The sequence below is a fragment of the Paenibacillus sp. NPDC093718 genome (genome assembly GCF_050279985.1).
Classification (GTDB): Bacteria; Bacillota; Bacilli; order Paenibacillales; family Paenibacillaceae; genus Paenibacillus_AQ.
Genome location: NZ_JBNNUS010000003.1, coordinates 408,787 through 428,770, shown reverse-complemented (window position 1 = coordinate 428,770; position 19,984 = coordinate 408,787). Strand labels below are relative to the sequence as shown.

Genomic DNA, 19,984 nt, shown 5'->3' with positions numbered 1-19,984 from the left:
AACGGCCTTTTTGCGTGCTATCTTCCACATTCACTTATCAATTCATTGCAACATTTGGCAAATACGCCCGTCAGTATAGTAGTACATGATAATTTAAGGCACCTAGAAAGGATGATGAGCATGAACAAACAATGGAAGAAGCAAGCAGCTACACTGATGGTTGCGGCCATCGCTGTCTCTGGTGGCGCAGCGGCTTATGCAGCACCCCTGACTGGAGGCAGCCAGGAACAGAAACCGGTCGTAATTTCGGCTGTAATGGATTATGGAGTTCTGGTTAACGGTAAGGAAGTGGCCGGCACCGGTTATATGAACGCGGATGCGAAGCAGATCATGATCCCTCTGCGGAGTGTATCCGAGGCGCTCGGATTTGAACTGGGTTGGAATCAACAGGACCGTTCTGCAGAGCTGACTAAACCGGGATCCCCGATCTGGACCCTCGTGCAAACGGGCAAAGACCAGTATGCGGTAAACAAAATGTACAAGTCCCTCGGCGCTGCGCCGGTGAATGTGAAGGGTACGCTTTATGTTCCGGCTAACTTCTTCAGCGAAGTGCTCCATGCTAACATCTCGACCGATGGCACGAAAGTGAGTATCTCGTCCGAAGAGGAAGTGAAGAAGGAAACCGCAACTGGCAAAATCACCGAAATTATCAATAACGAAGATCGCCAAGCCGTTCACATAAACGGAACGGGAACGGAAGGAATCGTTCTGAATGTGGATGAGAACACCGTTATCCGCGATGAAGAAGGCAAGGGCATCGAGTTTAAGGATCTTGCGAAGGGGATGGAGATTGAAGCCGTTCACAGCCTGGCGATGACCATGAGCCTGCCTCCGCAGACCTATGCTTATGAAATCAGCGTGAAGTCGGACAAGGAAGAGACGGAGCAGCTCGCTACAGCCGGTGCCATCACAGACATCAATGCGGATGGCGGCAACCTGCGCGTAACGATCAAGGGTAAAGGATTAACGGAACAATCGCCGAATGAAGTTGTTCTGAATTTGACGCCTGAGACGGTTGTTGTGAATAAAGACGGAAAAACCCTGAAAGCAAGCGATTTGGCTGATGATGCAGAGATTATCGGTTACTACAGCCCGGTGCTCACCAAGAGCCTGCCGCCGATCGGCAATGCCATCAAAATCGTTCTTCAATAAGGAATGTAAACAAGAAGCCTGGCGGATAACGCCAGGCTTCTTTAGTCGTTAATGTACAGCGGGGTATCGCAGATGGTGATATTCAAAGTATCTGCTCTAAATGCAGAACCTCTGATCTTACTGGATGGTCCCGCTTATTATCCATCTGCTTCTCACGGCTTTTGAGGGATTCCATGGCATTGACCCTTTCGGAAGATCAACCAATCTTACGGTCGCATAATGGTCTTTCCTTTAGCTCTATTGACAAGATCCCTTACCGCCCTGATGAGCAGGTATATTCATGCCATGCGCAGAATACTGTACAACAAAATCGTCCATGACGGATGGAGGGAAACGGATGAAGCGCAGTTGGGTGAATTCACCGTATTCATTTTCGCTTGGCATGTTTGCCATGATGGTTCCGAGCCAGGCGTTCAGCTCCTTTTACATCTTTTTCTACGTGGATACATTGGGTCTTGGCATAGGGCTGGCATCCCTGGCACGAACCGTATTCCTGATCTGGGATGCGGTTAATAATCCGCTGATGGGGTATTGGTCCGACCGTACGAAGACCCGGCTGGGGCGGCGCAGGCCGTGGGTATTCGGCGCCATTCCGCTGTTTATGCTGACCTTCGTGCTGGTGTTCTCGCCGCCGGAAGGATTGACTGAGAACGGGCTGTTCATGTGGTTCTTAGTTGCCCTTATCCTGTATGAAGCGGTAGCGACCATATTATGGGTCAATTATGGAGCGCTGTTCCCTGAGCTGTTTCGCGGAGACCGCATCCGGGCGAAAGCCTCGGCCATCCAGCAGGGCTACCAGGTTGTGGCGTTATTGATCGGTACCGCGCTGACCCCGATTATTTATGACGCCATGGGATTTTCGAGTATGGCGATTCTGTACGCGCTGCTGTTCGGCGTGTTCATGTTCCTCTGCATGATGAGCGTCCGGGAGCAGGAGGCGTACAGTGCCAGCGAGCCGCTCAAGCTTGTTCAAGCATTCCGCGAAACCTTGCGCAACAAGAAGTTCTGGGTATTTAACATCTCCAATTCATTCGCCCAGACGGTAAATGGACTAATAAGCTCGACGATTCCTTTTTACGCAAAATATGTGCTCAATATCCCGGATAATCAAGTATCCATTCTGCTGGCAGCCGTATTTGTATCGGTCATTCCGCTGGTATTCGTCTGGTACTGGATGATCCGAAGAATGGATGGTGTGAGAGCATGGCGGTTGTCGCTCGGCGTGTATGGCCTATCGGTCATCCCGCTCTGGTTTGGCTATGATCTGATCAGCGGGATTCTGGCAGGCATCGGCGTGGGATTCGGTCTTGCGGGATTTCTGGTAACGCCGGCCATGGTTAGCGGCAATATCATCGACGAAGATGCGGAGCGGACGGGGCTGCGCAGAGAGGGGATCTATACGGCTGTCAGCGGGTTTATTACGCGTTCCAGCGGATTGATCTCTGCCCTGGCATTTTTTGTGGTAGGCATGATATTCGGGTATGAAAGCGGTGACAATCCGGGGAGCGATCCGGAATCGACTTTCAGGTATTTGATTAGTGTCGTTCCATTATGCTTACTGGCCATTTCCTTCCTGCTATCGTTTGCAACCAAAATCGAATTCTCTAAAACCATAGGAGGCGGGCACGACCATGGAGCGAAGATTGATCATCAACTGTGACGATTTCGGGCAGAGCAAGGCCATGAATGAGGCGATCCGGCATCTGCTGGAGGAGAACAAAGTCTCTTCGGCAACCATTATGACCGTGGCTCCCGGCTTTGAAGAGGCGGCCTCCTGGGCGGCACGCCGACGCCAACCGAATGTGGGGCTGCATCTCACCATGACGAGCGAATTTGAGGCTCTGCGATGGAGCAGCTTAACAGGGCATTCCTCCCTTCATGATGCCAGCGGCCATCAATACCGGACCGTTCAGGAGTTTGAACGGGGGGCGGAGACGGGTGCCGTGTTAAAAGAGCTGGAGGCACAGTACCGGCTGGCGAGCAAGGCGGGCATCCGCATCAGCCATGTGGATAATCACATGGGCAGCCTGTACGGGATGGAAACGGGGCGAAGCCTCATTCCGCAGATGCTGTGGAAGACTTCGCGTTGGCGCCTCCCCGCACGACTATTCCGCTATATCTACCCGGAGGATCCGCTGCTCAGCACGCTGCCGAATATCGAGCGTCCGGTCGCGCTCGCCTCGGGTCTTGCTGACACGTTTGGCGTGCCGATCCCGGATTATCTGCTCTCTCATCCGTTTCCCGTTGTTGAGGGAGAGACCTACGAGAGCTTCAAGCAATCGCTGATTGATAAGCTGTACAGACTCCCTGAAGGGGTCAGTGAAACCTACGTCCATCCCGGAGCGGAAGATGAATGGATGCTGGCGAATATCCCGCATTGGGAGAAGCGGGTATGGGAGTATCGACTGCTGTTCGATGACGATTTTGCTTACGGACTGCGGGATGCCAAGGTGATTCTGACGGATTACCGCTATGTGGAGGAGCATTTGAAGCGGCCCCGCATGCGCGCAGCCGTTAAACTAATGAAGGTCATGGCGAACAAAACCCGATAGAGTCCCCAATCAAGCACAAAGAACCCCTGCCGCGGCACCGGCAAGGGTTCTTGTGCTTTAAGTACGATTGGCTTTCGCCGACCGATGTTAGATGCTGCTACCGTATAGGTTTACTTCGCCTCAGCTTCCAGCTTAGCGATCTGTTCCTTGTATTGGTCCAGCAGTTTCGCCAGCGCTTCTTTAATGGAATCCGAGTCCTTGGAAACCACGGCTTTGAAGAGGTCGATTCTGGCATGGATGAAAGCCAGATCCTCATCACTGATTTTCACTGCTTCTATGCTGGCTTCCTCGCTGTGGATTATGTCGTGTTGAATTTCGCTTGAATCGACTTTCGCAACTTCCCCTATCTCGAATGTTACGACATCAAGCGGCGTACCGACCTCCTTGATCATGGCAACTTTGAAATTCTTGAGTTCCCCTTTATCAGGTAATTCCTTGATATCTGCAGCTGGAGTAGCCTTGACGGCAATAGCTACCTCGAATTCGCCATCAGGCGTATCTGGCTTTGCAGCACCGTTCTCTCCTACTGCAGCTGTAGCCTCCGTGAACATAAACGCTCCCTTGGCACCGGCAAGCTTCTCGTATTTCGCAAGCGTTTCTTTCCAATCTTGAACGGTGTCCGGTGCGTATTTCTGTGCCAATTCCAGTGGATTCGGCACACTGTTGATCATAGTAACGGCCTTTGTGTGCTCACCTTTAACCTTTTGATTCGGTACGTCACTTGTTGTGTCAGCTCCTGAAGCATGTACGGGGACGGCTGCCGTTCCGAGTAGGGCGGCGGTCAGGGCGAGCTTGCCAAACAGTTTGTTTTTCATCGTTTTAACACTCCTTGTGGGGTTAGTTTGTCTTACAGTCCCCAGTGTACGAGTCAGCATTGGCAGAACATTGGTGTATTTGTGGAAAAATAATGGCAATCCCCATTCGATTCTCGCTGCTTGGTATACTTGGGATAGATAAAGCCCGGAGGTCAAATATATGAACCAAAATTATCTCATCGCGGTGGTTGACGATGATCAGCATATACGGAATTTGGTGGAAGCTTATTTGCGCAAGGAAGGTTATCGGACGGTCGGCCTTGGAACGGCAGAGGAAGGCTGGGAGATGTGGAGAACCAACCCGCCGGATATGTGGGTGCTGGATATTATGCTACCTGGCATGGACGGCTTCGAATTGTGCCGGCGGATCCGTGCGGAAGCCGAGGTCCCGATCATCATGATCTCTGCCAAGGATAGCGAAGTGGATAAAATACTGGGGCTTGAGCTGGGAAGCGATGACTATATGGTCAAGCCGTTTAGTCCCCGAGAGCTGGTCGCCCGAATCAAACGACAGTTAAACCGATGGTACAAATTCCATCTTGGGGAGCATGTTCCGCGGCTTGCGGCGGTTTCCCCGGAGCTTAGCAATGGGCGGCTTCAGTTAATGCTGGAGGAGCGGCGCGTGTTCTGGGATGGAGAAGAAGTGGATATGACCAACAAAGAATTCGAGATGCTGAAAGTGTTTGCCGAGCATCCGAACCGGGCGTTTACGAGGGATGAGCTGCTGACCTCCGTATGGGGCGACGACTACTTTGGAAGCGACCGTGCGGTGGACCATCTCATTAAAAGGCTGCGCAAGAAGGTGGAGCAGCTGCCGATCGAGGCCATATGGGGACATGGATACCGAATGAGACCGGATGGGGAGGAATCATCGTTATGAAGCTGGTGCATCAGATCAATCTCGCTTTTGCCTTGTCGTTAATACTCGTGCTGTCGGTGACGGCGGTCGTGATTCATTATGTGCTGATGGACCATTTTATCGGAACGCAGAGAAAGGACATGCAGTCCATAGGGGCTGAGCTGACGGCAAAGCTGGAAACCGCAGCTGCCCAGAGCATTCCTATTGAGAGCACGCCTTTGGCCGTTAGCGGCGGGTTTGCCTCTGCGCAGGTTGCGGAGGTAGGCGTAATCATCCAAGATAACCAAGGAAATGTGGTCAGCACGATCCCGGTAACTCCCGCCGCCCAGTTCATGGGGAGTCAAGCGATCCTTCCGGACGGTGTGGCCTCGTTCTCCTCCGCAGCGGGGAGCGGGCAATTCCTGACCGAGGTCACGGCGGTCCCCCAAGGTACGATGACGCTAATCACCCCGATCAGTAAGATCAAGGCTATTGAGCAGGCGCTGATGGCGCGTTTGATGCTCGTATTTGGCGTAGGAGGCGTAATCATGGTGATCTTAAGTTTGTTCATTACCAAGAGATTAATTAAGCCGCTTATGCTGCTGCGAGAGGAATTGAGGAAGGTGAAAGAGCGTCAGTTCTCCGAAGTTGAGCGTGTGTCGGCAAGCGGGGAGATCGGCGTGGTTGCAGAGTCTGTGTACGAAATGGCGGGTGAACTGGAGCGATACAATCATGTACAGAGGCAGTTCTTCCAGAACGCATCCCACGAGCTGAAATCGCCACTCATGTCCATATCCGGATATGCGGAGGGAATTCGCGACGGGGTATTCGAAGGGGAGGAGATTCGCAAAGGGCTGGATATCATTATGAGCGAGAGCAGCCGGATGAAAAATATCGTGACCGAGATGACGCTGCTCGCGAAGCTGGACAGCGAGGATGGTATATTCAAAGCAACAGCGGTCAATTTGAAGGAACTGGTGGAGGAAGCGATCGAAAGAGTCAATCCGGTCTTGGTGAGAAAGGGACTGTTCGTGCATCCTTCCTATGGCGATAATGAATCGTTAATGGTGTATGCCGACCGGGATAAGCTGCTGCAAGCGCTGCTGAACATCGTTTCGAATGGAGCAAGACACGCTAGCAAGCATATTTACATTCAAGCCGGTATCGATAAAGACCGGGTGATGCTCACCGTTTCCGATGACGGCGAAGGCATATCCGAGGAGCTGATTCCATATTTATTCCACCGGTTTGTGAAGGGCAAGAACGGCGAATCCGGTCTGGGCTTGGCAATTGCTCGCGCAATCGTGGAGCGATGCGGAGGTCTGATCACGGCGGGGAATCGCAAAGAGGGAGGCGCGGTCATCTCGTTAGGCTTCCCTCCGTATAGGAAGACTACCGTGGCCTAGTTGATGCTTTCCATAAGAACACTCGGGATGCGTTTTTAACGCGTCCCCCAATCGGTGTCTTGGGTAAGAGGGACTTTTTCTGGGTATTTATACTTAAAAAAGTCTCTTTTTTTGCGCATTCACACATATCTTTCAATATTCTCTAACAAAACGCGTAAGCTATAGAGGATTTCAAGTTGAAAGACAGAATTCTGTATATATCCGGGCAAGCTGGATGATAACAGGTGACAAGCATGATACAAAATAATCAAAAGGCGATGGTGATGTTGTCCATGGATATGCAGTATCGAATCGAAAAAGATTTTCTGGGGGAAAAACAGCTTCCTGTGGAAGCTTATTACGGCATTAATACGGTTAGGGCGGTAGAGAACTTTCCAATCAGCGGGGTGCCTATACATGCAGAACTGATCTCTGCACTAGGCGAAGTTAAGAAAGCCGCAGCCCTGGCGAACATGGAGCTTGGCTTGCTGCCGAAAAAGATAGGCAGTGCCATTATAGAGGCGGCAGACGAGATCATTGCGGGCAATCTCCGTTCCGAATTCATTGTCGATTCCATCCAGGGCGGAGCAGGCACTTCGATCAATATGAATATGAATGAGGTATTGGCGAACCGAGCGTTGGAAATTCTGGGAAAACAGAAGGCTGAGTATTTCTATTGCAATCCTAATAATCATGTCAATATGTCGCAATCCACGAACGATGCCATCCCGACGGCGATCCGCATTGCGTCTTACCGTCTGACGCAGGATTTGCTTGAGGTGTTCCGGACCTTGGTTGCCGGCATTCGGGAGAAGGCCAAGGAATTTGATGATGTCATCAAGATGGGACGCACGCATCTGCAGGATGCGGTACCGATTCGACTCGGACAAGAGTTCGGGGCATATGCCAATGTTCTGACACGTGACATCAACCGGATCGAGCGGGCGGCCCAAGGTTTGTTAGTTGTTAATATGGGGGCGACGGCAGTAGGTACGGGGCTTAATGCAACGCCGGACTATATGCACAGCGTCGTCCAGCATTTAATCGAGCAGACAGGCTTCTCCTTGAAGCAAGCCGAAGATTTGGTCGATGCTACCCAGAACACTGATGCGTATATGGAATTGTCGGCTGCACTTAAAGTGTGTGCGGTGAACTTCTCAAAAATGTGCAACGATATCCGCTTGATGGCTTCCGGACCGAGAGCGGGCTTGAACGAATTGAACGTGCCGGCGAGACAACCGGGTTCTTCGATTATGCCGGGCAAGGTCAATCCGGTGATGGCCGAGGTCATGAACCAGGTGTCGTTTCAAGTTATCGGCAATGACCATACGATCAGTTTGGCATGCGAAGCCGGACAATTCGAGCTTAACGTCATGGTTCCGGTCGCAGCGAACAACTTGATGCATTCCCTCAAAATCCTGAAAAACGGCATGGATGTGTTCTACAAGAATTTGATGGTCGATCTTACAGCTAATAAGGAACGCTGCAAGTACTTCGTGGATAACAGCTACGGCATTATTACGGCATTGAACCCTCATCTGGGTTATGACGTAGCCTCCAGACTCGTGAAGGAAGCGCAGAAGACCGGCCAAAGCATCAAGGAGATTATTCTGGAGCAGGGACTTTTGACAGAGGAACAGATCCAGGTCATTCTGGACCCTTATCATATGACATCCCCAGGCATTGCCGGAGAAGAGTTCCTGTTGAACCAATAAGGTGTGCCATTGTTTTATCGATACGAAGAGCCGACCAAGATTCCATCTTGGATCGGCTCTTTTTCGTGCTGTCGGTATTCTCTGACGATGTTTGAGTCTAGACGCAAGATATGACCAGCAGGGCAATGGTGTGATTGGTGTTATGGGTTGTTGAGTGCGGATATTCGCTCTAAATAGTTACATAGACAGGAGGATATAAGAATAGGTCTCCAAATATCTGCTTATCCCGTATACCTTGATAAATGTTAATATGAAGGCTGCGATGTTCACATTCTATTAAGTTTTACTGAAAGGCTCCATTTGCCGATAAAAGTGATAGAATAAACGTTAGGTTACATTAAAGTGGCAGTATGATAAAAAGGGGTATGTGGTTTTGAATATTCGATGTGGTGAAATAACCGATCAGGAGATCATTCAGCAAACTAAGCAGCAGTGTATAGACAAGGGGATGAACCCGGAGCTTGTTCCAACACATACGAATCGATTGAATGATGAGGTATTGGCCGCAAGGCGTGCAAAATATAAAGAATACATTGAAGTGATACAAGTTTTCGTGAATAAGTTCCTTTCCTCCGGATCAGGAAACCCTGTCGTGATTACGATTACGGATAACGAGGGATTCATTCTTGATATGGAAGGGGACCCGACCATCATAGAAACAGCCCGGTACTTGGGTATCACCGAGGGCAACGGCTATTCCCAAGAAGACGGTCCAAGCTCAATTGATCTGTGTCTCCGGTACGAACGGCCGTTTACGTTGATAGGAGAAGACCATTTTCATCACATTCTTCACCGCATGGCATGTTATTCGGCTCCTTTTCACGGAGAGGATGGGAAGGCGATCATAGGAACGATCTCACTAATGACGAACAGGGAGTTTGTTCACCCGCATTTGCATGCTTTGTTGTGCACGATGGCCGATTCCCTGGAGCGGGAGATGGTTACCCGCAAACAGAACACACAGCTGCAAACCTTGAATCAGGTGCTCCTCGGAACGAATCATTATGGCGTGATCATTACCGATGCCAAGGGTCAGATTCTGGAGATGAACGAAACCAGCCTAAGTCTGCTGTGCAAAGGCGGCAGTGACCGGAGCCGAACCCAATATGTGGGCCGATCGGTGTTTGGTATCAAGCCGATTGGCGAGTATTATGAGTGGGTGATACACCGGCAGCAAATCTGCATCGGAGAAGAGCTTTCGCTTGAGATATCCGGAAGCATGAATCACTATATACTGGATGTCCAGCCTGCTTACGACCGTGAGGGACAGCTCATGCGGGTGGTAGGTTTTCTTCGTGATATTACGGACATGAAGCGTACGGAGGAAGTGCTGCGGAATACGGAAAAGCTGGTGTTTGCCGGTCAGGTTGCCGTAAGCATCGCCCATGAAGTGCGTAATCCCCTCACCACGGTGAAAGGAATGCTCCAGTTAGCGAATAAGGACGTCTGTCTTCGGCACTATGACCTGATCATGTCCGAGCTGGAGCGGGCCAATCTGATGGTAGGGGAATTTATGATTCTGGGCAAGCCTCAGGCTGCGGTGTTTAAGCTTGAGGACTGTGGTCAAATTCTGGAAGAGGTGCTCCACTTGTTTGCGATTCAGGCGGAGCTTAGCGGGATCGAGATGACCCAGAACATCGGACAGAATGCAACGATTCTGTGTGATCGGAACCAGATTAAGCAAGTTTTTCTTAATATTCTGAAGAATGCATTGGAAGCCTTGCCGCATGGCGGGAACATTCACATTCATCTGGATGTGCAGGAAGGATTTCAACGCGTAATCTTTACGGATAACGGCTCCGGCATGACGGACGATGTGCTTCAGCGGATTGGGGAGCCTTTTCATACGACCAAGCCGGACGGAAATGGCCTTGGCATTATGATCGTCCACCGGATCATGGAGAGCCATAATGGCCGGATTGTCATCCGGAGCGAGGAAGAGCGAGGGACATCGGTCGAAATAAGTCTGCCGATCTCGTAATATGTCGATACTTAGATAGGTGTAACTTGTTATGATATTATGCTAAATTATTAGAGGGTTTTTATATCCACACTACGAGGTTGACATCTAAAGGAGGATTTTTTTCTTGGATTGGCAGGATATCCTATTTAAGTTTGTAGGCGGCTTGGGCATTTTTCTGTTCGGCATCAAGTACATGTCGGACGGACTGCAGAAGTCAGCAGGAGACAAAATGCGCGGGTTGTTGGAGAAATACACGTCTAACCCGGTGCTGGGCGTGCTGGTCGGTGTCGGTGTCACGATTCTGATTCAATCCTCATCAGGAACGACCGTGATGGCGATCGGACTGGTCAATGCGGGACTGATGACACTTCGACAAGCCATAGGCGTTATTATGGGCGCCAACATTGGCACAACCATGACTGCATTTATCGTGGGGATCAAAATTGAAGAATATGCACTGCCCATTATTGCGGTAGGAGCGTTCTTTTTATTTTTCTTTAACAAGAAAAGATTTCAATATATTGGCCAAGTGATTTTTGGCTTTGGTACCCTGTTCCTAGGGTTGTCGACTATGGGCAGTGGGGTGAAGCCGCTTAGTCAGCTTCCTGCCTTCACGGATTTTATGATCCAGCTAAAGGACCAACCGATCCTGGCTCTTATTGTTGGTACTTTGTTCACAGTGATTGTGCAAAGCTCAAGCGCGACAATCGGTATATTGCAGACGATTGCAGACGAAGGCATGATCAGCCTGCAAGGATCGCTACCGATCCTGTTTGGCGATAACATCGGGACCACCATTACGGCAGTGCTTGCTTCGATTGGCGCAACAGTCGCCGCAAAGCGAACAGCCTTGGTGCACGTCATCTTTAACGTCATCGGTGCCATTATCTTCATGATTCTGCTGATTCCCGTCCATTCTCTGGTGGCGTGGCTGGGTGAGGGCGTTAATATTCGGATGCAAATCGCGTACGCTCACGGCATCTTCAATACGACCAATGCCCTGATCTTCCTGCCTCTAATTCCGACTCTGGCATGGATCGTAACCAAGATCATTCCCGGCAAAATGCAGGAAATTGAATTTAAGGCGATTTATCTGGATGAGCGTTTACTGGCCACACCGGCTGTCGCTTTTGGACAAGCCCAGCATGAAATTCTGCGCATGGGGCAATATGCCCGAGAGACGCTCAATGATGCGTCTGCTTTCTTTTTCAGCAGGGAACCCCGGGTGGGGGAACTCGCCCTGCAGAAGGAAGAGCTTATCAACGAATTGAATCGGAAAATTACGGATTATATGGTGAAAATCCAGCAGCAGAACGGATTACCGGAAGGGGAGTCCGAAAAAGCCTCCGGTTGGTTCCAATTGGTGAACGATATTGAGCGGATCGGCGATCACGCGGAAAATATCGTGGAGCTCTCCGAATTCAGCATTAATAAAAAGGTTGAGTTCTCAGAGGAAGCCGGGCGGGAGCTGAAGGAAATGTTGTCCTTAGCCGACAAGGCGGTGGAACGGGCGCTGACTGCGTTAGAGCATAATGACGTGGCCGCGGCTCAAGAGGTGCTGGACTATGAGCGGCAATTAGACGAGATGGAAGTTAGGTTCCGCAAGAGTCATATCCAGCGGTTGAACCAGAATCTGTGCACAGGGAACTCTGGAGCGGTCTATCTGGATATTCTGAGCAACTTGGAACGTGTCGGAGACCACAGTAAGAATATTGCTCAATTCGTCATGCACGAGGAGTAGACTTAAACAGAGATGTATTCAATAAAAACAGCGCTGGCCGTGCCGGTCCTTTGAAACTCAAAAGACCGGGCGCGGCAGCGCTGTTTTTCTTTAGGGGAAGTGTGCAAAGCTTATTCCCAGTAACGGGACATGATGTCCGTAGCCCATTCGGGCTGCTTGGTCTGCGTCTTCGGCAAAAACTCCTCCATGACAGGTTTGATATCAACGACGGGAGTCCCGTCTATGGCATCCAGCGCTTTTACGAAAACGGACCTGCCCTCTCTGCTTACCAACTCCACCATGGTGGCTCCTAGCTTGTTGGGGCGGTTCTTGCCCCGTTGGGAAAAGATACCGACCTTGGGAAAGCTCGGATTATTCCGCGGATGTCTCGCTACGTACTGGATGCTGTCGTCCTGGACGAGATGGAATACATAGATGACTTCAAGGTGGCTGAACGTTTCTATCCCATCCAGGGAGCTTTCATCCCACTCTTCGCCCAGCTTGATCTCCGAGATGACATCCCCCCAGTAATCATCCTGAACCGCCTTTCTTTCGTTATGGACCGTTCCGATCGCCTGTATGGTATACATGCGTTAACCTCCTTCAGTTATCGTTCCTTCATATAAACTTCCGGCGTTTTACCGATCACCGCTTTAAAATCCCGGATAAAATGCGACTGGTCGTAATAGCCCATGTCCATGGCCAATTGCAGTACATCCTGTTGATCAAGGCCTTCAAGCATCTCGGCGGCATTTTGCAGCCGGTACAGGCGAATCACCCATTTAGGGCTTACCCCGACGTACTGCTTGAACAGGCGCTGAAGTGATCTTGGGCTCATCTGGAACCATTCGCTAACCTGCTCGACTCGGATGATGTCCCGGTTGTGATGAATTTGATCGATGATGGTATGAATCCGTTCGATCTGCTCGTCTTCTTCGGGGAGAACGCGGCGAATAAGCTCCTCCATGTACCTAACTTTTTGCTCCGGTTCCTCTGCGGTCAATAGCTGCTGCTCCAGCGTATGGGGGTCGACTCGGAGAATCTCCATGGTCCCTATGGAGGAATCCGTCAGACGGTCCATGGACGCGTTTACGAACGGATAGAATCCGCCAGGTCTGAACTTGATTCCGAATACTTGGCCCCTCCCCTCCAGATGGTGGGAATGCCTGGTGCTGGATACGCCATAAAAAGCGGTTCGATGAGGCTGAACGACCAAGTTTGCGCAAGGATTAGGAACAACATCCTGCAGATGAGGCTCCTGACCGGTTAAATCCCAATGAATGATCCAGTAATGCTTGATGAAATAGGAAAGGTCGCTGGATGGGGGGACTCGCAGGAGCTGGAACTTCTCTCCGGCTCTTTTCATGTTCAAAATGCCAAGGCTGGACTGATGAGGATGCTGAATCATGGGCATAAACACCTCCAATAATCCGTAACAGGCCTGGATCAATAGACCACTGATCACTGGCCCCATACGGGACTTTTGCTTGAAGTGATTTGAAGTGATTCCATAGGTTGCAGTCTGTCGCATTTTTACAATACTTGGATCACAGCTGCTTGATAACATCATCATATCACAGGAGGACAAGTCGGTCTTCCTGCGCATTTTATAGAGGGTAGGGGGAAGCTGCATGGAGCCGTTGCAATATGAGTTTTATATCGGTGCTTCGCCGGAGAAGGTATGGGATGTCTTAATTTCGCCGGAGGGTACGCGGGCCACCTTTTTCGGGAGCGAACTGAGATCTTCATTTGAAGTCGGGGAACCTTATGCTTATGTGGGTCCGGGGAATGACGGGGAGGAGACAGTTCATGTCTACGGGAATATTCTGGCTTATGAGCCGCAGAAGACACTGAGTCTGTCCGAGCATCCGGGGCCGTCATATTATGCAAATCATGAGGAGCTGGAGTCCCGGATTACGTTCACTCTCGAGCCGGTGGGGAATTGTACCAAGCTGACGCTTGTCAATGATCAATACACGCCGGGTCATCCGTCCCGCGCCAAGGCAGCGGACAGCTGGTGGATGGTCATGAGCATTCTGAAGACCTATGCGGAGACGGGAAAGACCCTGGATTTGGGCTGGTAGCCACATTGTGAATAATCGGCATATGGCCGACAGCATTCAAGCATCCGGCCGAGACCGTGTACCGTACGCATGACGCATGGACTCGCTATATATCCAGGAAAGAAAGTCGATTAAAGAGCCGTAATGGCTCTTTTTTTGCGGGGGTTTATACAGGCAGGCAGCAGGGTTGGAACCGAAAAGCAATGAATCTCGCTGGCCATTTTCACTTGCCAAATTTCCGATAGCGGGTATGATTTAGGTATCCATGCCGGCTTGCCTAAAAGCGGCTTCCCGGCAATGGGAAAGATGGGAGTGAAGGAAATATGACGGAGCGGAGGCAACTCCCTGTCCAGCAAATTCGTATCGGTATTATCGGAACCCAGACGATCGTTGATAAAATCATGAAGGTCATTGAAACCTTTCCTTCTTTTGACCCCGTGCCGCTTGTTTTTCAGGATGATGGCGAAGCGCCGGCACTGGCTGAGCGGATCGGAGGCGAGGTTGAGGTGTTGTTCCTCTCGGATCCGCTGACCCAGCGCAAGGTGAAGGAGCTTGGACAGGTCTCGATCCCAGTGCATTATGTCCCTGTCACGGACGCGGGTTTATACAAAGCGTTGTTCCACGCCGGGCAGCGGGGAAGACTGGCTGGCGGCATATCGGTCGATACTTTAACCGAGACGATGGTGGTCCGGACGATAAGGGATCTGGGTATCCCGGCCGTACAGGCCGCCATTTACGATGGACCGGCTTATGCCCCGAAGGAGGACCTGATTGCTTTTCACCGTCTACAATATGAATCCGGCGAATGCTCCGTTGCGTTCACGGGCGTGGAAGCGGTGGCCCATGAGTTGACGAGGCACGGGGTCCCTAATGAGTGGCTGCTGCCTTCCGATCAGGATATCGTGGTATCACTGGAGCGGGCTTTGCTGTCTACGGCATCCCGCCGTAGCAGGGAAGGCCAGATCGTGGTCGGGATGATTAATATAGACGATTTTGGAGCCCAGGCGTTAAGACGGAATAATGAGCATGAGGTGCAGAAGCTGAAGCTGGATATTCACCGGATGGTGCTCGATTATGTGGAATCGCTGGACGGCTATCTAACCCATCTGGGCGGGGACGAGTATTTGTTCTTCACGACGCGCGGCATCTTTGAACGGGAAACTGGCGGTTATAAAACGATCCCCTTGGCCAAAGACGTGAACAAAACCTATGGTATTTCGCTCAGCATCGGCATGGGTTTTGGCCAGTCGGCCAGCATGGCGGGAACCAATGCGCGAATCGCGATGCGGAAATCCAAGGAGGTGGGCGGCAACGCCTGCTTTATCGTGCGTGAGGATGGCACACTGATCGGACCGCTGGAGATGGCCGACCCTGTTCAGGAGGTGTTGTCCTTTACGGATGCAGGGCTGATCAAACGGGCGGAGGACGCCGGGATGACGAGCGCCTACTTGAGCAAGCTGCTGAACCAGCGTGCCCGTTCGGGTAAATATGAATACAAGGTCCATGAGCTCGCTCATCTGCTGGACATTACCGTCCGCAGTGCACATCGGCTGCTCCAACTGTGGACCGACAACGACTTGGTCGAGATTGCCGGAATCGAGAAGGTGCCGAGGGGGAGACCGAGGCAGATATTCAGATTCACCTTTCTGGAATAGCGTTGTGAAATGACTTTGGGAACGGGCGCCTCTTCTGTTATGCGACGGAGGAGGCGCTTTTCATGTGCTTTTTTGTGAACGGAAAAGGCGCGGCGGTGCCATATCGACATGGCGAATACGGTCCAGGCTCCATCGACGCGGGGATATAAAGTGACGGGGGCCACCACGCTTTTATTAAGGAAAGTGGTGCGGCGGTCATCGTTCTTGGAGCTTAGAAGTGGGGATCAACGGGGCTATGTTAAATGCGATTGGTTCATGGACACTGTTTATCCAGTAAAAGTATACTTTCGTGTCATTTAAGGCTATTTCGGAGGTCGATGAGCACCAAATTCAAGCAGAAGGCCCTGCTTTGATAAATTTCTTTAGCGTGCTTGCAACCTTCCAGATGATGGAACCGTTAGTAGATAAAACGGGGATTATCCATCTTTAAGGGGGTTAAAGTATGAGAAAGCGGGGTTCATGGATTGCTGCGTTGATGCTTATCGTATTGCTGGTCGGCGGCTGCTCTTCGGGTACTCAAGACAAAAGTGCCGGGGGTGCAGCGCCCGTCGAAAAGCAAGTAACATCGGCGGATCAAGCCTCAAACCAAACAGATGGAGGTGCGGCGAAAGCCGAAAGCGAAACGGCGGTTAAGAGCAATAGCAGCGCCGAGGAGCCGGCATCGGTGGATGCCGAGCTTCCGAATATGCCATCGCCTCCCCAGACTTCCAGCGCAGGCTTTAACTCACAGGATGTGTCAAGCGGTCTCAACCAAAAGCTGATGTACAAAGCGAATATCGTGATGGAGATTCAGGACTATGGAAAAGCGCAGTCGGAAGTCCGGAACACAGTGACGCTTTCCGGCGGTTATATTGTTAATTTCAGCGAAACCCAGTCCAGCAGCGAAAAAGGCGGCACGTTTATTGTGAAAGTTCCTGCAAACGGTTTCTCCTCCTTTATAGACCGTTTGGAGAACATTACACATGAAAACCTGCAGCGAAGCATCGAAGGGCAGGACGTAACCGAGGAATACGTCGATTTGGAATCCAGGCTCAAGGCCAAGCAAATCATGGAGGAGCAGTACGTTGCCTTCATGAAAAAAGCGACCAAAACGACTGACCTTGTCGCTTTTGCCAACGAGCTGGAGCGCATTCAATCGGAAATCGAGCAGATGAAAGGCCGGATGCGTTACATTGACCAAAACGTGTCTTATTCCACGGTGGAAATCAGGCTTTACGAGACGCCCCAAAAAAAGGATGATCCCAAACCGTCCGCCATTCAGGCGCCGCTCGGGCAGCGGGTTTCCGAAGCTTTTCAGGGCAGCATCGACGTGATCACCATCATCGTCCAATGGATTATCGTCATCCTTTCCGGCTCGCTTCCCGTATTGGTCATCGCGGCCATCGTTCTAATCATCCTATGGCTGGCGCGAAAATCGGGGCAGCGGAAACGGGAGGACGCAGCCCGTAAACGAAAGCTGTTCAATAACGGGCCGGCATCTGAGCAAGGGCATCCGGAAGACCAAAAGGACGAGGAAAAACGAATGAAAGACGAATAACGGCAGGAGCAGACCCGGATGCATCAAAAAACGCACATAAAATCCAGAGGAAGGCCAAGGCAAATCTTCGGATTTATGTTTCTGGAATAGAGCATCATATTTGTACTATAATGGAAGTCGAGGTGATCGTGATGAATAAAACGAAGGTCAAATTTACTCGGTTTGAAAAAATCGTCATCTTCACGATGCTGGGGCTTGCAGGCTCCTTTATCATTGCCTTCCTTGTGCTTCGACACATCGTGCTGAACGTTTCGTTTGCTCCCTGAGACCAGGGGGCTTTTTTAATGCTTTTATGAAGATTGTTGCAGCTCGTCCGTCAAGGTCGGGGGCAGCACCACCCGTTTTCCGGGAAGCAAACACGCCGAGTATGATGGACATCACCGCCTATTTAAAGACGATTTAAAGATTTGTCTTTATATTAATTGGGGCCGTATGATGAAGAAGAATCATCAATCGGAGGAGGAGATTGTTCATGTTAACCGTTGCAGAATTAGAAGCGAAACTGGCGGAGCCTTCAGCACAGCTTGTTGCCGATCTGGCATCTTTAGAGGGGGATATTCTTGTGCTGGGTGTCGGCGGAAAAATGGGTCCCAGCCTTGCAAGGCTGGCGGCCAACGCCGTTCGAGAAGGCGGGGGCGGCAAACGGATCATCGGCGTATCCCGGTTCTCGAACCAAGAGGCTAGGCGCGAGCTGGAGGAGGCGGGCGTTCAGACGATTTCATGCGACCTGCTGAACGATGGGGAACTGCAGCAGCTGCCCGAGGCTCCTAACGTGATCTACATGGCGGGCAATAAATTCGGCACGACCGGCCGTGAATATTTTACTTGGGCGATGAACTCGTACTTGCCGGGCCGGGTGGCCGAGAAATTCAAGCAATCCCGCATGGTGGTGTTCTCGTCAGGAAATGTGTATCCGTTCTCGCCGGTGGGCAGCGGCGGAGTCAACGAATCGGTAGCGCCGGAGCCGGTTGGAGAGTATGCGCAGTCTTGTCTCGGCAGAGAACGCGTGTTTGAATATTTCTCCCACCAGAATGGTACGCCGATGGCGATCTACCGCTTGAATTATGCCATCGACATGCGGTACGGCGTTCTGCATGAGCTGGCCAGATCGATTCACGAGGACCGGCCGATTCACCTGGCAATGGGGCATGCGAATATTATATGGCAAGGGGATGCCAACGAGATGGCGCTCCGTTCGCTCCTGCATTGCAGCGCGCCTCCGGAAATCATCAACATTACCGGACCGGAGACGATGTCGATCCGCTGGGCGGCACAGGAATTGGCGGCACGGATAGGCAAGGAAGTGACCTTTACGGGTACGGAATCCGAGACCGCGCTTCTGAACAATGCGGCGAAATCCCACCAGCTGTTCGGTTATCCGAAGGTGTCTCTGCTGCAGATGCTGGACTGGACCGCAGCATGGGTGCAATCCGGCGGCGAGAGCTGGAATAAGCCGACTCACTTCCAAGAGAGAAAGGGGAAATTCTAATGAGCGGACAGGTTCCCGCAACTCAACGTTTGGCCTCCGAGAAGCTTAAAGCCCTGTATGAAGGGCTCGTTATACCGGCTCACCCGCTTGCTTTGGATGAGAATCGGAAGCTGGACGAACGACGCCAGCGGGCATTAACGCGCTATTATGCGGCATCCGGTGCGGGCGGTGTTGCCGTCGGCGTTCATTCGACCCAATTCGAGATTCGCGACAAAGGCATCGACTTGTATGAACCTGTGCTGCGACTTGCGGCAGAAGAGGTTCGCAAGGCGGAGCTTGATCGACCGTTCATTATGGTGGCCGGCGTCTGCGGCCCCACGGAGCAGGCTGTTGAGGAAACGGAGATCGCTCGCAAGCTCGGCTATGACGCCGTCCTCCTCAGCATGGGTGGTTTAAGCGGCTGGAGCGAAGAAGACATTCTAAGGCGCACGGAGGAAATTGCGCGGAGGATGCCGGTGATCGGTTTCTATCTTCAGCCGTCGGTTGGCGGCAACATCTTCTCCTTCGACTTTTGGCGCGCCTTCGCTGAAATTCCGAATATCGTGGCGATCAAGATGGCTCCCTTCAACCGCTACCAGACGATTGACGTCGTTCGGGCCGTCTGTTATTCGAGCCGCAAAGATGACATTGCGCTCTATACGGGGAACGATGATAACATTGTCAATGATTTGCTGACGACGTATCAATTCCAGGTGGACGGGACGCTGGTCACCAAGCCTATCGTCGGCGGTCTGCTCGGTCATTGGGCAGTCTGGACCAAGAAAGCGGTAGAGCTGCTGGAAGAGATCAAGCAGGCGCGCACACAGGAGCGATTCGCGAAGGAGTGGCTGACACGCAATGTGGAGATTACCGACTCCAATGCAGCCTTTTTTGATCCAGCCCATCAGTTTGCAGGCTGTATTCCGGGTATCCATGAGGTGCTCCGCAGGCAGGGGCTGCTGCAAGGCACATGGTGCCTGAATCCGCATGAAACGCTGTCTCCCGGACAATCTGAAGAGATAGACAGAGTCTACCGCGATTATCCGCATTTGAACGATGACGAATTTATTCAAGAGCACTTGGAAAGTTGGCTGGCGGACTGATACAATGAGGGCAGAATA

The 19,984-nt window shown here is 51.5% G+C and carries 17 protein-coding genes; 14 read left to right on the top strand and 3 right to left on the bottom strand.

Annotated elements, in window-relative coordinates; all coding sequences use genetic code 11:
• Nucleotides 1-120: 120 nt before the first annotated feature.
• The 3 genes from ACQKPA_RS11810 to ACQKPA_RS11800 all read left to right on the top strand — a co-directional run bounded on the left by ACQKPA_RS11810 (nucleotide 121) and on the right by ACQKPA_RS11800 (nucleotide 3,704).
• Complete coding sequence (locus ACQKPA_RS11810) at nucleotides 121-1,152, top strand: copper amine oxidase N-terminal domain-containing protein (protein ID WP_427492377.1); 1,032 nt, start codon at nucleotides 121-123, stop codon at nucleotides 1,150-1,152.
• A gap of 337 nt (nucleotides 1,153-1,489) precedes the next feature.
• Nucleotides 1,490-2,812, top strand: a complete 1,323-nt coding sequence (locus ACQKPA_RS11805; RefSeq protein WP_427492375.1) for an MFS transporter — start codon at nucleotides 1,490-1,492, stop codon at nucleotides 2,810-2,812.
• Nucleotides 2,784-3,704 carry a polysaccharide deacetylase family protein gene (locus ACQKPA_RS11800; RefSeq protein ID WP_427492373.1) on the top strand — a complete coding sequence of 307 codons (921 nt, stop codon included), beginning with the start codon at nucleotides 2,784-2,786 and terminating at the stop codon, nucleotides 3,702-3,704. Before ACQKPA_RS11805 ends, ACQKPA_RS11800 begins: the two co-directional genes overlap by 29 nt.
• Before the next feature lie 110 nt (nucleotides 3,705-3,814).
• On the opposite strand, the gene ACQKPA_RS11795 is transcribed toward ACQKPA_RS11800, so the two are convergent.
• Entirely contained in the window at nucleotides 3,815-4,519 is a 705-nt protein-coding gene (locus ACQKPA_RS11795) for a hypothetical protein (RefSeq protein WP_427492371.1), read from the bottom strand.
• Nucleotides 4,520-4,679: 160 nt separating this feature from the next.
• Here ACQKPA_RS11795 and ACQKPA_RS11790 point away from each other — a divergent pair, with 160 nt between their 5' ends.
• The 5 genes from ACQKPA_RS11790 to ACQKPA_RS11770 all read left to right on the top strand — a co-directional run bounded on the left by ACQKPA_RS11790 (nucleotide 4,680) and on the right by ACQKPA_RS11770 (nucleotide 12,161).
• A complete protein-coding gene (locus ACQKPA_RS11790; protein ID WP_427492369.1) occupies nucleotides 4,680-5,399 on the top strand; it encodes a response regulator transcription factor in 720 nt (239 codons plus the stop codon).
• On the top strand, nucleotides 5,396-6,763 hold the full coding sequence (locus tag ACQKPA_RS11785) for an ATP-binding protein (RefSeq protein WP_427492367.1): 1,368 nt from the start codon (nucleotides 5,396-5,398) through the stop codon (nucleotides 6,761-6,763). The genes ACQKPA_RS11790 and ACQKPA_RS11785 overlap by 4 nt, the downstream gene beginning before the upstream one ends.
• Nucleotides 6,764-6,996: 233 nt before the next feature.
• Nucleotides 6,997-8,457 (top strand): aspartate ammonia-lyase, encoded by a 1,461-nt coding sequence (locus ACQKPA_RS11780; RefSeq protein ID WP_427492365.1) that lies wholly within the window; start codon nucleotides 6,997-6,999, stop codon nucleotides 8,455-8,457.
• Between the two features lie 367 nt (nucleotides 8,458-8,824).
• Nucleotides 8,825-10,438, top strand: coding sequence for an ATP-binding protein (locus ACQKPA_RS11775; protein ID WP_427492363.1), 1,614 nt, complete (start codon nucleotides 8,825-8,827; stop codon nucleotides 10,436-10,438).
• A gap of 106 nt (nucleotides 10,439-10,544) precedes the next feature.
• On the top strand, nucleotides 10,545-12,161 hold the full coding sequence (locus ACQKPA_RS11770; protein ID WP_220686757.1) for a Na/Pi cotransporter family protein: 1,617 nt from the start codon (nucleotides 10,545-10,547) through the stop codon (nucleotides 12,159-12,161).
• A 110-nt stretch (nucleotides 12,162-12,271) separates the two neighbouring features.
• On the opposite strand, the gene tsaA is transcribed toward ACQKPA_RS11770, so the two are convergent.
• Together tsaA and ACQKPA_RS11760 are read right to left on the bottom strand one after the other, a co-directional pair.
• The gene (gene tsaA, locus ACQKPA_RS11765) at nucleotides 12,272-12,730 is read right to left on the bottom strand and encodes a tRNA (N6-threonylcarbamoyladenosine(37)-N6)-methyltransferase TrmO (protein WP_427492360.1); all 459 of its coding nucleotides are present in this window, start codon (nucleotides 12,728-12,730) and stop codon (nucleotides 12,272-12,274) included.
• Nucleotides 12,731-12,747: 17 nt separating this feature from the next.
• Nucleotides 12,748-13,548, bottom strand: coding sequence for an AraC family transcriptional regulator (locus ACQKPA_RS11760; protein WP_427492358.1), 801 nt, complete (start codon nucleotides 13,546-13,548; stop codon nucleotides 12,748-12,750).
• A 223-nt stretch (nucleotides 13,549-13,771) separates the two neighbouring features.
• On the opposite strand from ACQKPA_RS11760, the gene ACQKPA_RS11755 reads away from it, so the two are divergent.
• From ACQKPA_RS11755 to ACQKPA_RS11730, 6 genes are all read left to right on the top strand, one after another.
• On the top strand, nucleotides 13,772-14,224 hold the full coding sequence (locus ACQKPA_RS11755) for an SRPBCC family protein (protein ID WP_427492356.1): 453 nt from the start codon (nucleotides 13,772-13,774) through the stop codon (nucleotides 14,222-14,224).
• Nucleotides 14,225-14,526: 302 nt separating this feature from the next.
• On the top strand, nucleotides 14,527-15,858 hold the full coding sequence (locus tag ACQKPA_RS11750; RefSeq protein WP_427492354.1) for a hypothetical protein: 1,332 nt from the start codon (nucleotides 14,527-14,529) through the stop codon (nucleotides 15,856-15,858).
• A gap of 442 nt (nucleotides 15,859-16,300) precedes the next feature.
• Nucleotides 16,301-17,395, top strand: coding sequence for a DUF4349 domain-containing protein (locus tag ACQKPA_RS11745; protein WP_427492352.1), 1,095 nt, complete (start codon nucleotides 16,301-16,303; stop codon nucleotides 17,393-17,395).
• 131 nt (nucleotides 17,396-17,526) lie between these two features.
• Nucleotides 17,527-17,661 carry a hypothetical protein gene (locus ACQKPA_RS11740; protein WP_427492350.1) on the top strand — a complete coding sequence of 45 codons (135 nt, stop codon included), beginning with the start codon at nucleotides 17,527-17,529 and terminating at the stop codon, nucleotides 17,659-17,661.
• 206 nt (nucleotides 17,662-17,867) lie between these two features.
• A complete protein-coding gene (locus ACQKPA_RS11735; RefSeq protein WP_427492348.1) occupies nucleotides 17,868-18,884 on the top strand; it encodes an NAD-dependent epimerase/dehydratase family protein in 1,017 nt (338 codons plus the stop codon).
• Entirely contained in the window at nucleotides 18,884-19,966 is a 1,083-nt protein-coding gene (locus tag ACQKPA_RS11730) for a dihydrodipicolinate synthase family protein (RefSeq protein ID WP_427492345.1), read from the top strand. The genes ACQKPA_RS11735 and ACQKPA_RS11730 overlap by 1 nt, the downstream gene beginning before the upstream one ends.
• The last annotated feature ends 18 nt before the right edge of the window (nucleotides 19,967-19,984 follow it).

Coding starts and splice junctions, on each gene's coding strand:
- ACQKPA_RS11810 (WP_427492377.1), top strand. CDS start 121: ATGAACAAACAATGGAAGAAGCAAGCAGCTACACTGATGGTTGCGGCC.
- ACQKPA_RS11805 (WP_427492375.1), top strand. CDS start 1,490: ATGAAGCGCAGTTGGGTGAATTCACCGTATTCATTTTCGCTTGGCATG.
- ACQKPA_RS11785 (WP_427492367.1), top strand. CDS start 5,396: ATGAAGCTGGTGCATCAGATCAATCTCGCTTTTGCCTTGTCGTTAATA.
- ACQKPA_RS11790 (WP_427492369.1), top strand. CDS start 4,680: ATGAACCAAAATTATCTCATCGCGGTGGTTGACGATGATCAGCATATA.
- ACQKPA_RS11730 (WP_427492345.1), top strand. CDS start 18,884: ATGAGCGGACAGGTTCCCGCAACTCAACGTTTGGCCTCCGAGAAGCTT.
- ACQKPA_RS11760 (WP_427492358.1), bottom strand. CDS start 13,548: ATGATTCAGCATCCTCATCAGTCCAGCCTTGGCATTTTGAACATGAAA.
- ACQKPA_RS11755 (WP_427492356.1), top strand. CDS start 13,772: ATGGAGCCGTTGCAATATGAGTTTTATATCGGTGCTTCGCCGGAGAAG.
- ACQKPA_RS11795 (WP_427492371.1), bottom strand. CDS start 4,519: ATGAAAAACAAACTGTTTGGCAAGCTCGCCCTGACCGCCGCCCTACTC.
- ACQKPA_RS11745 (WP_427492352.1), top strand. CDS start 16,301: ATGAGAAAGCGGGGTTCATGGATTGCTGCGTTGATGCTTATCGTATTG.
- ACQKPA_RS11735 (WP_427492348.1), top strand. CDS start 17,868: ATGTTAACCGTTGCAGAATTAGAAGCGAAACTGGCGGAGCCTTCAGCA.
- ACQKPA_RS11750 (WP_427492354.1), top strand. CDS start 14,527: ATGACGGAGCGGAGGCAACTCCCTGTCCAGCAAATTCGTATCGGTATT.
- ACQKPA_RS11800 (WP_427492373.1), top strand. CDS start 2,784: ATGGAGCGAAGATTGATCATCAACTGTGACGATTTCGGGCAGAGCAAG.
- ACQKPA_RS11780 (WP_427492365.1), top strand. CDS start 6,997: ATGATACAAAATAATCAAAAGGCGATGGTGATGTTGTCCATGGATATG.
- ACQKPA_RS11740 (WP_427492350.1), top strand. CDS start 17,527: ATGAATAAAACGAAGGTCAAATTTACTCGGTTTGAAAAAATCGTCATC.
- tsaA (WP_427492360.1), bottom strand. CDS start 12,730: ATGTATACCATACAGGCGATCGGAACGGTCCATAACGAAAGAAAGGCG.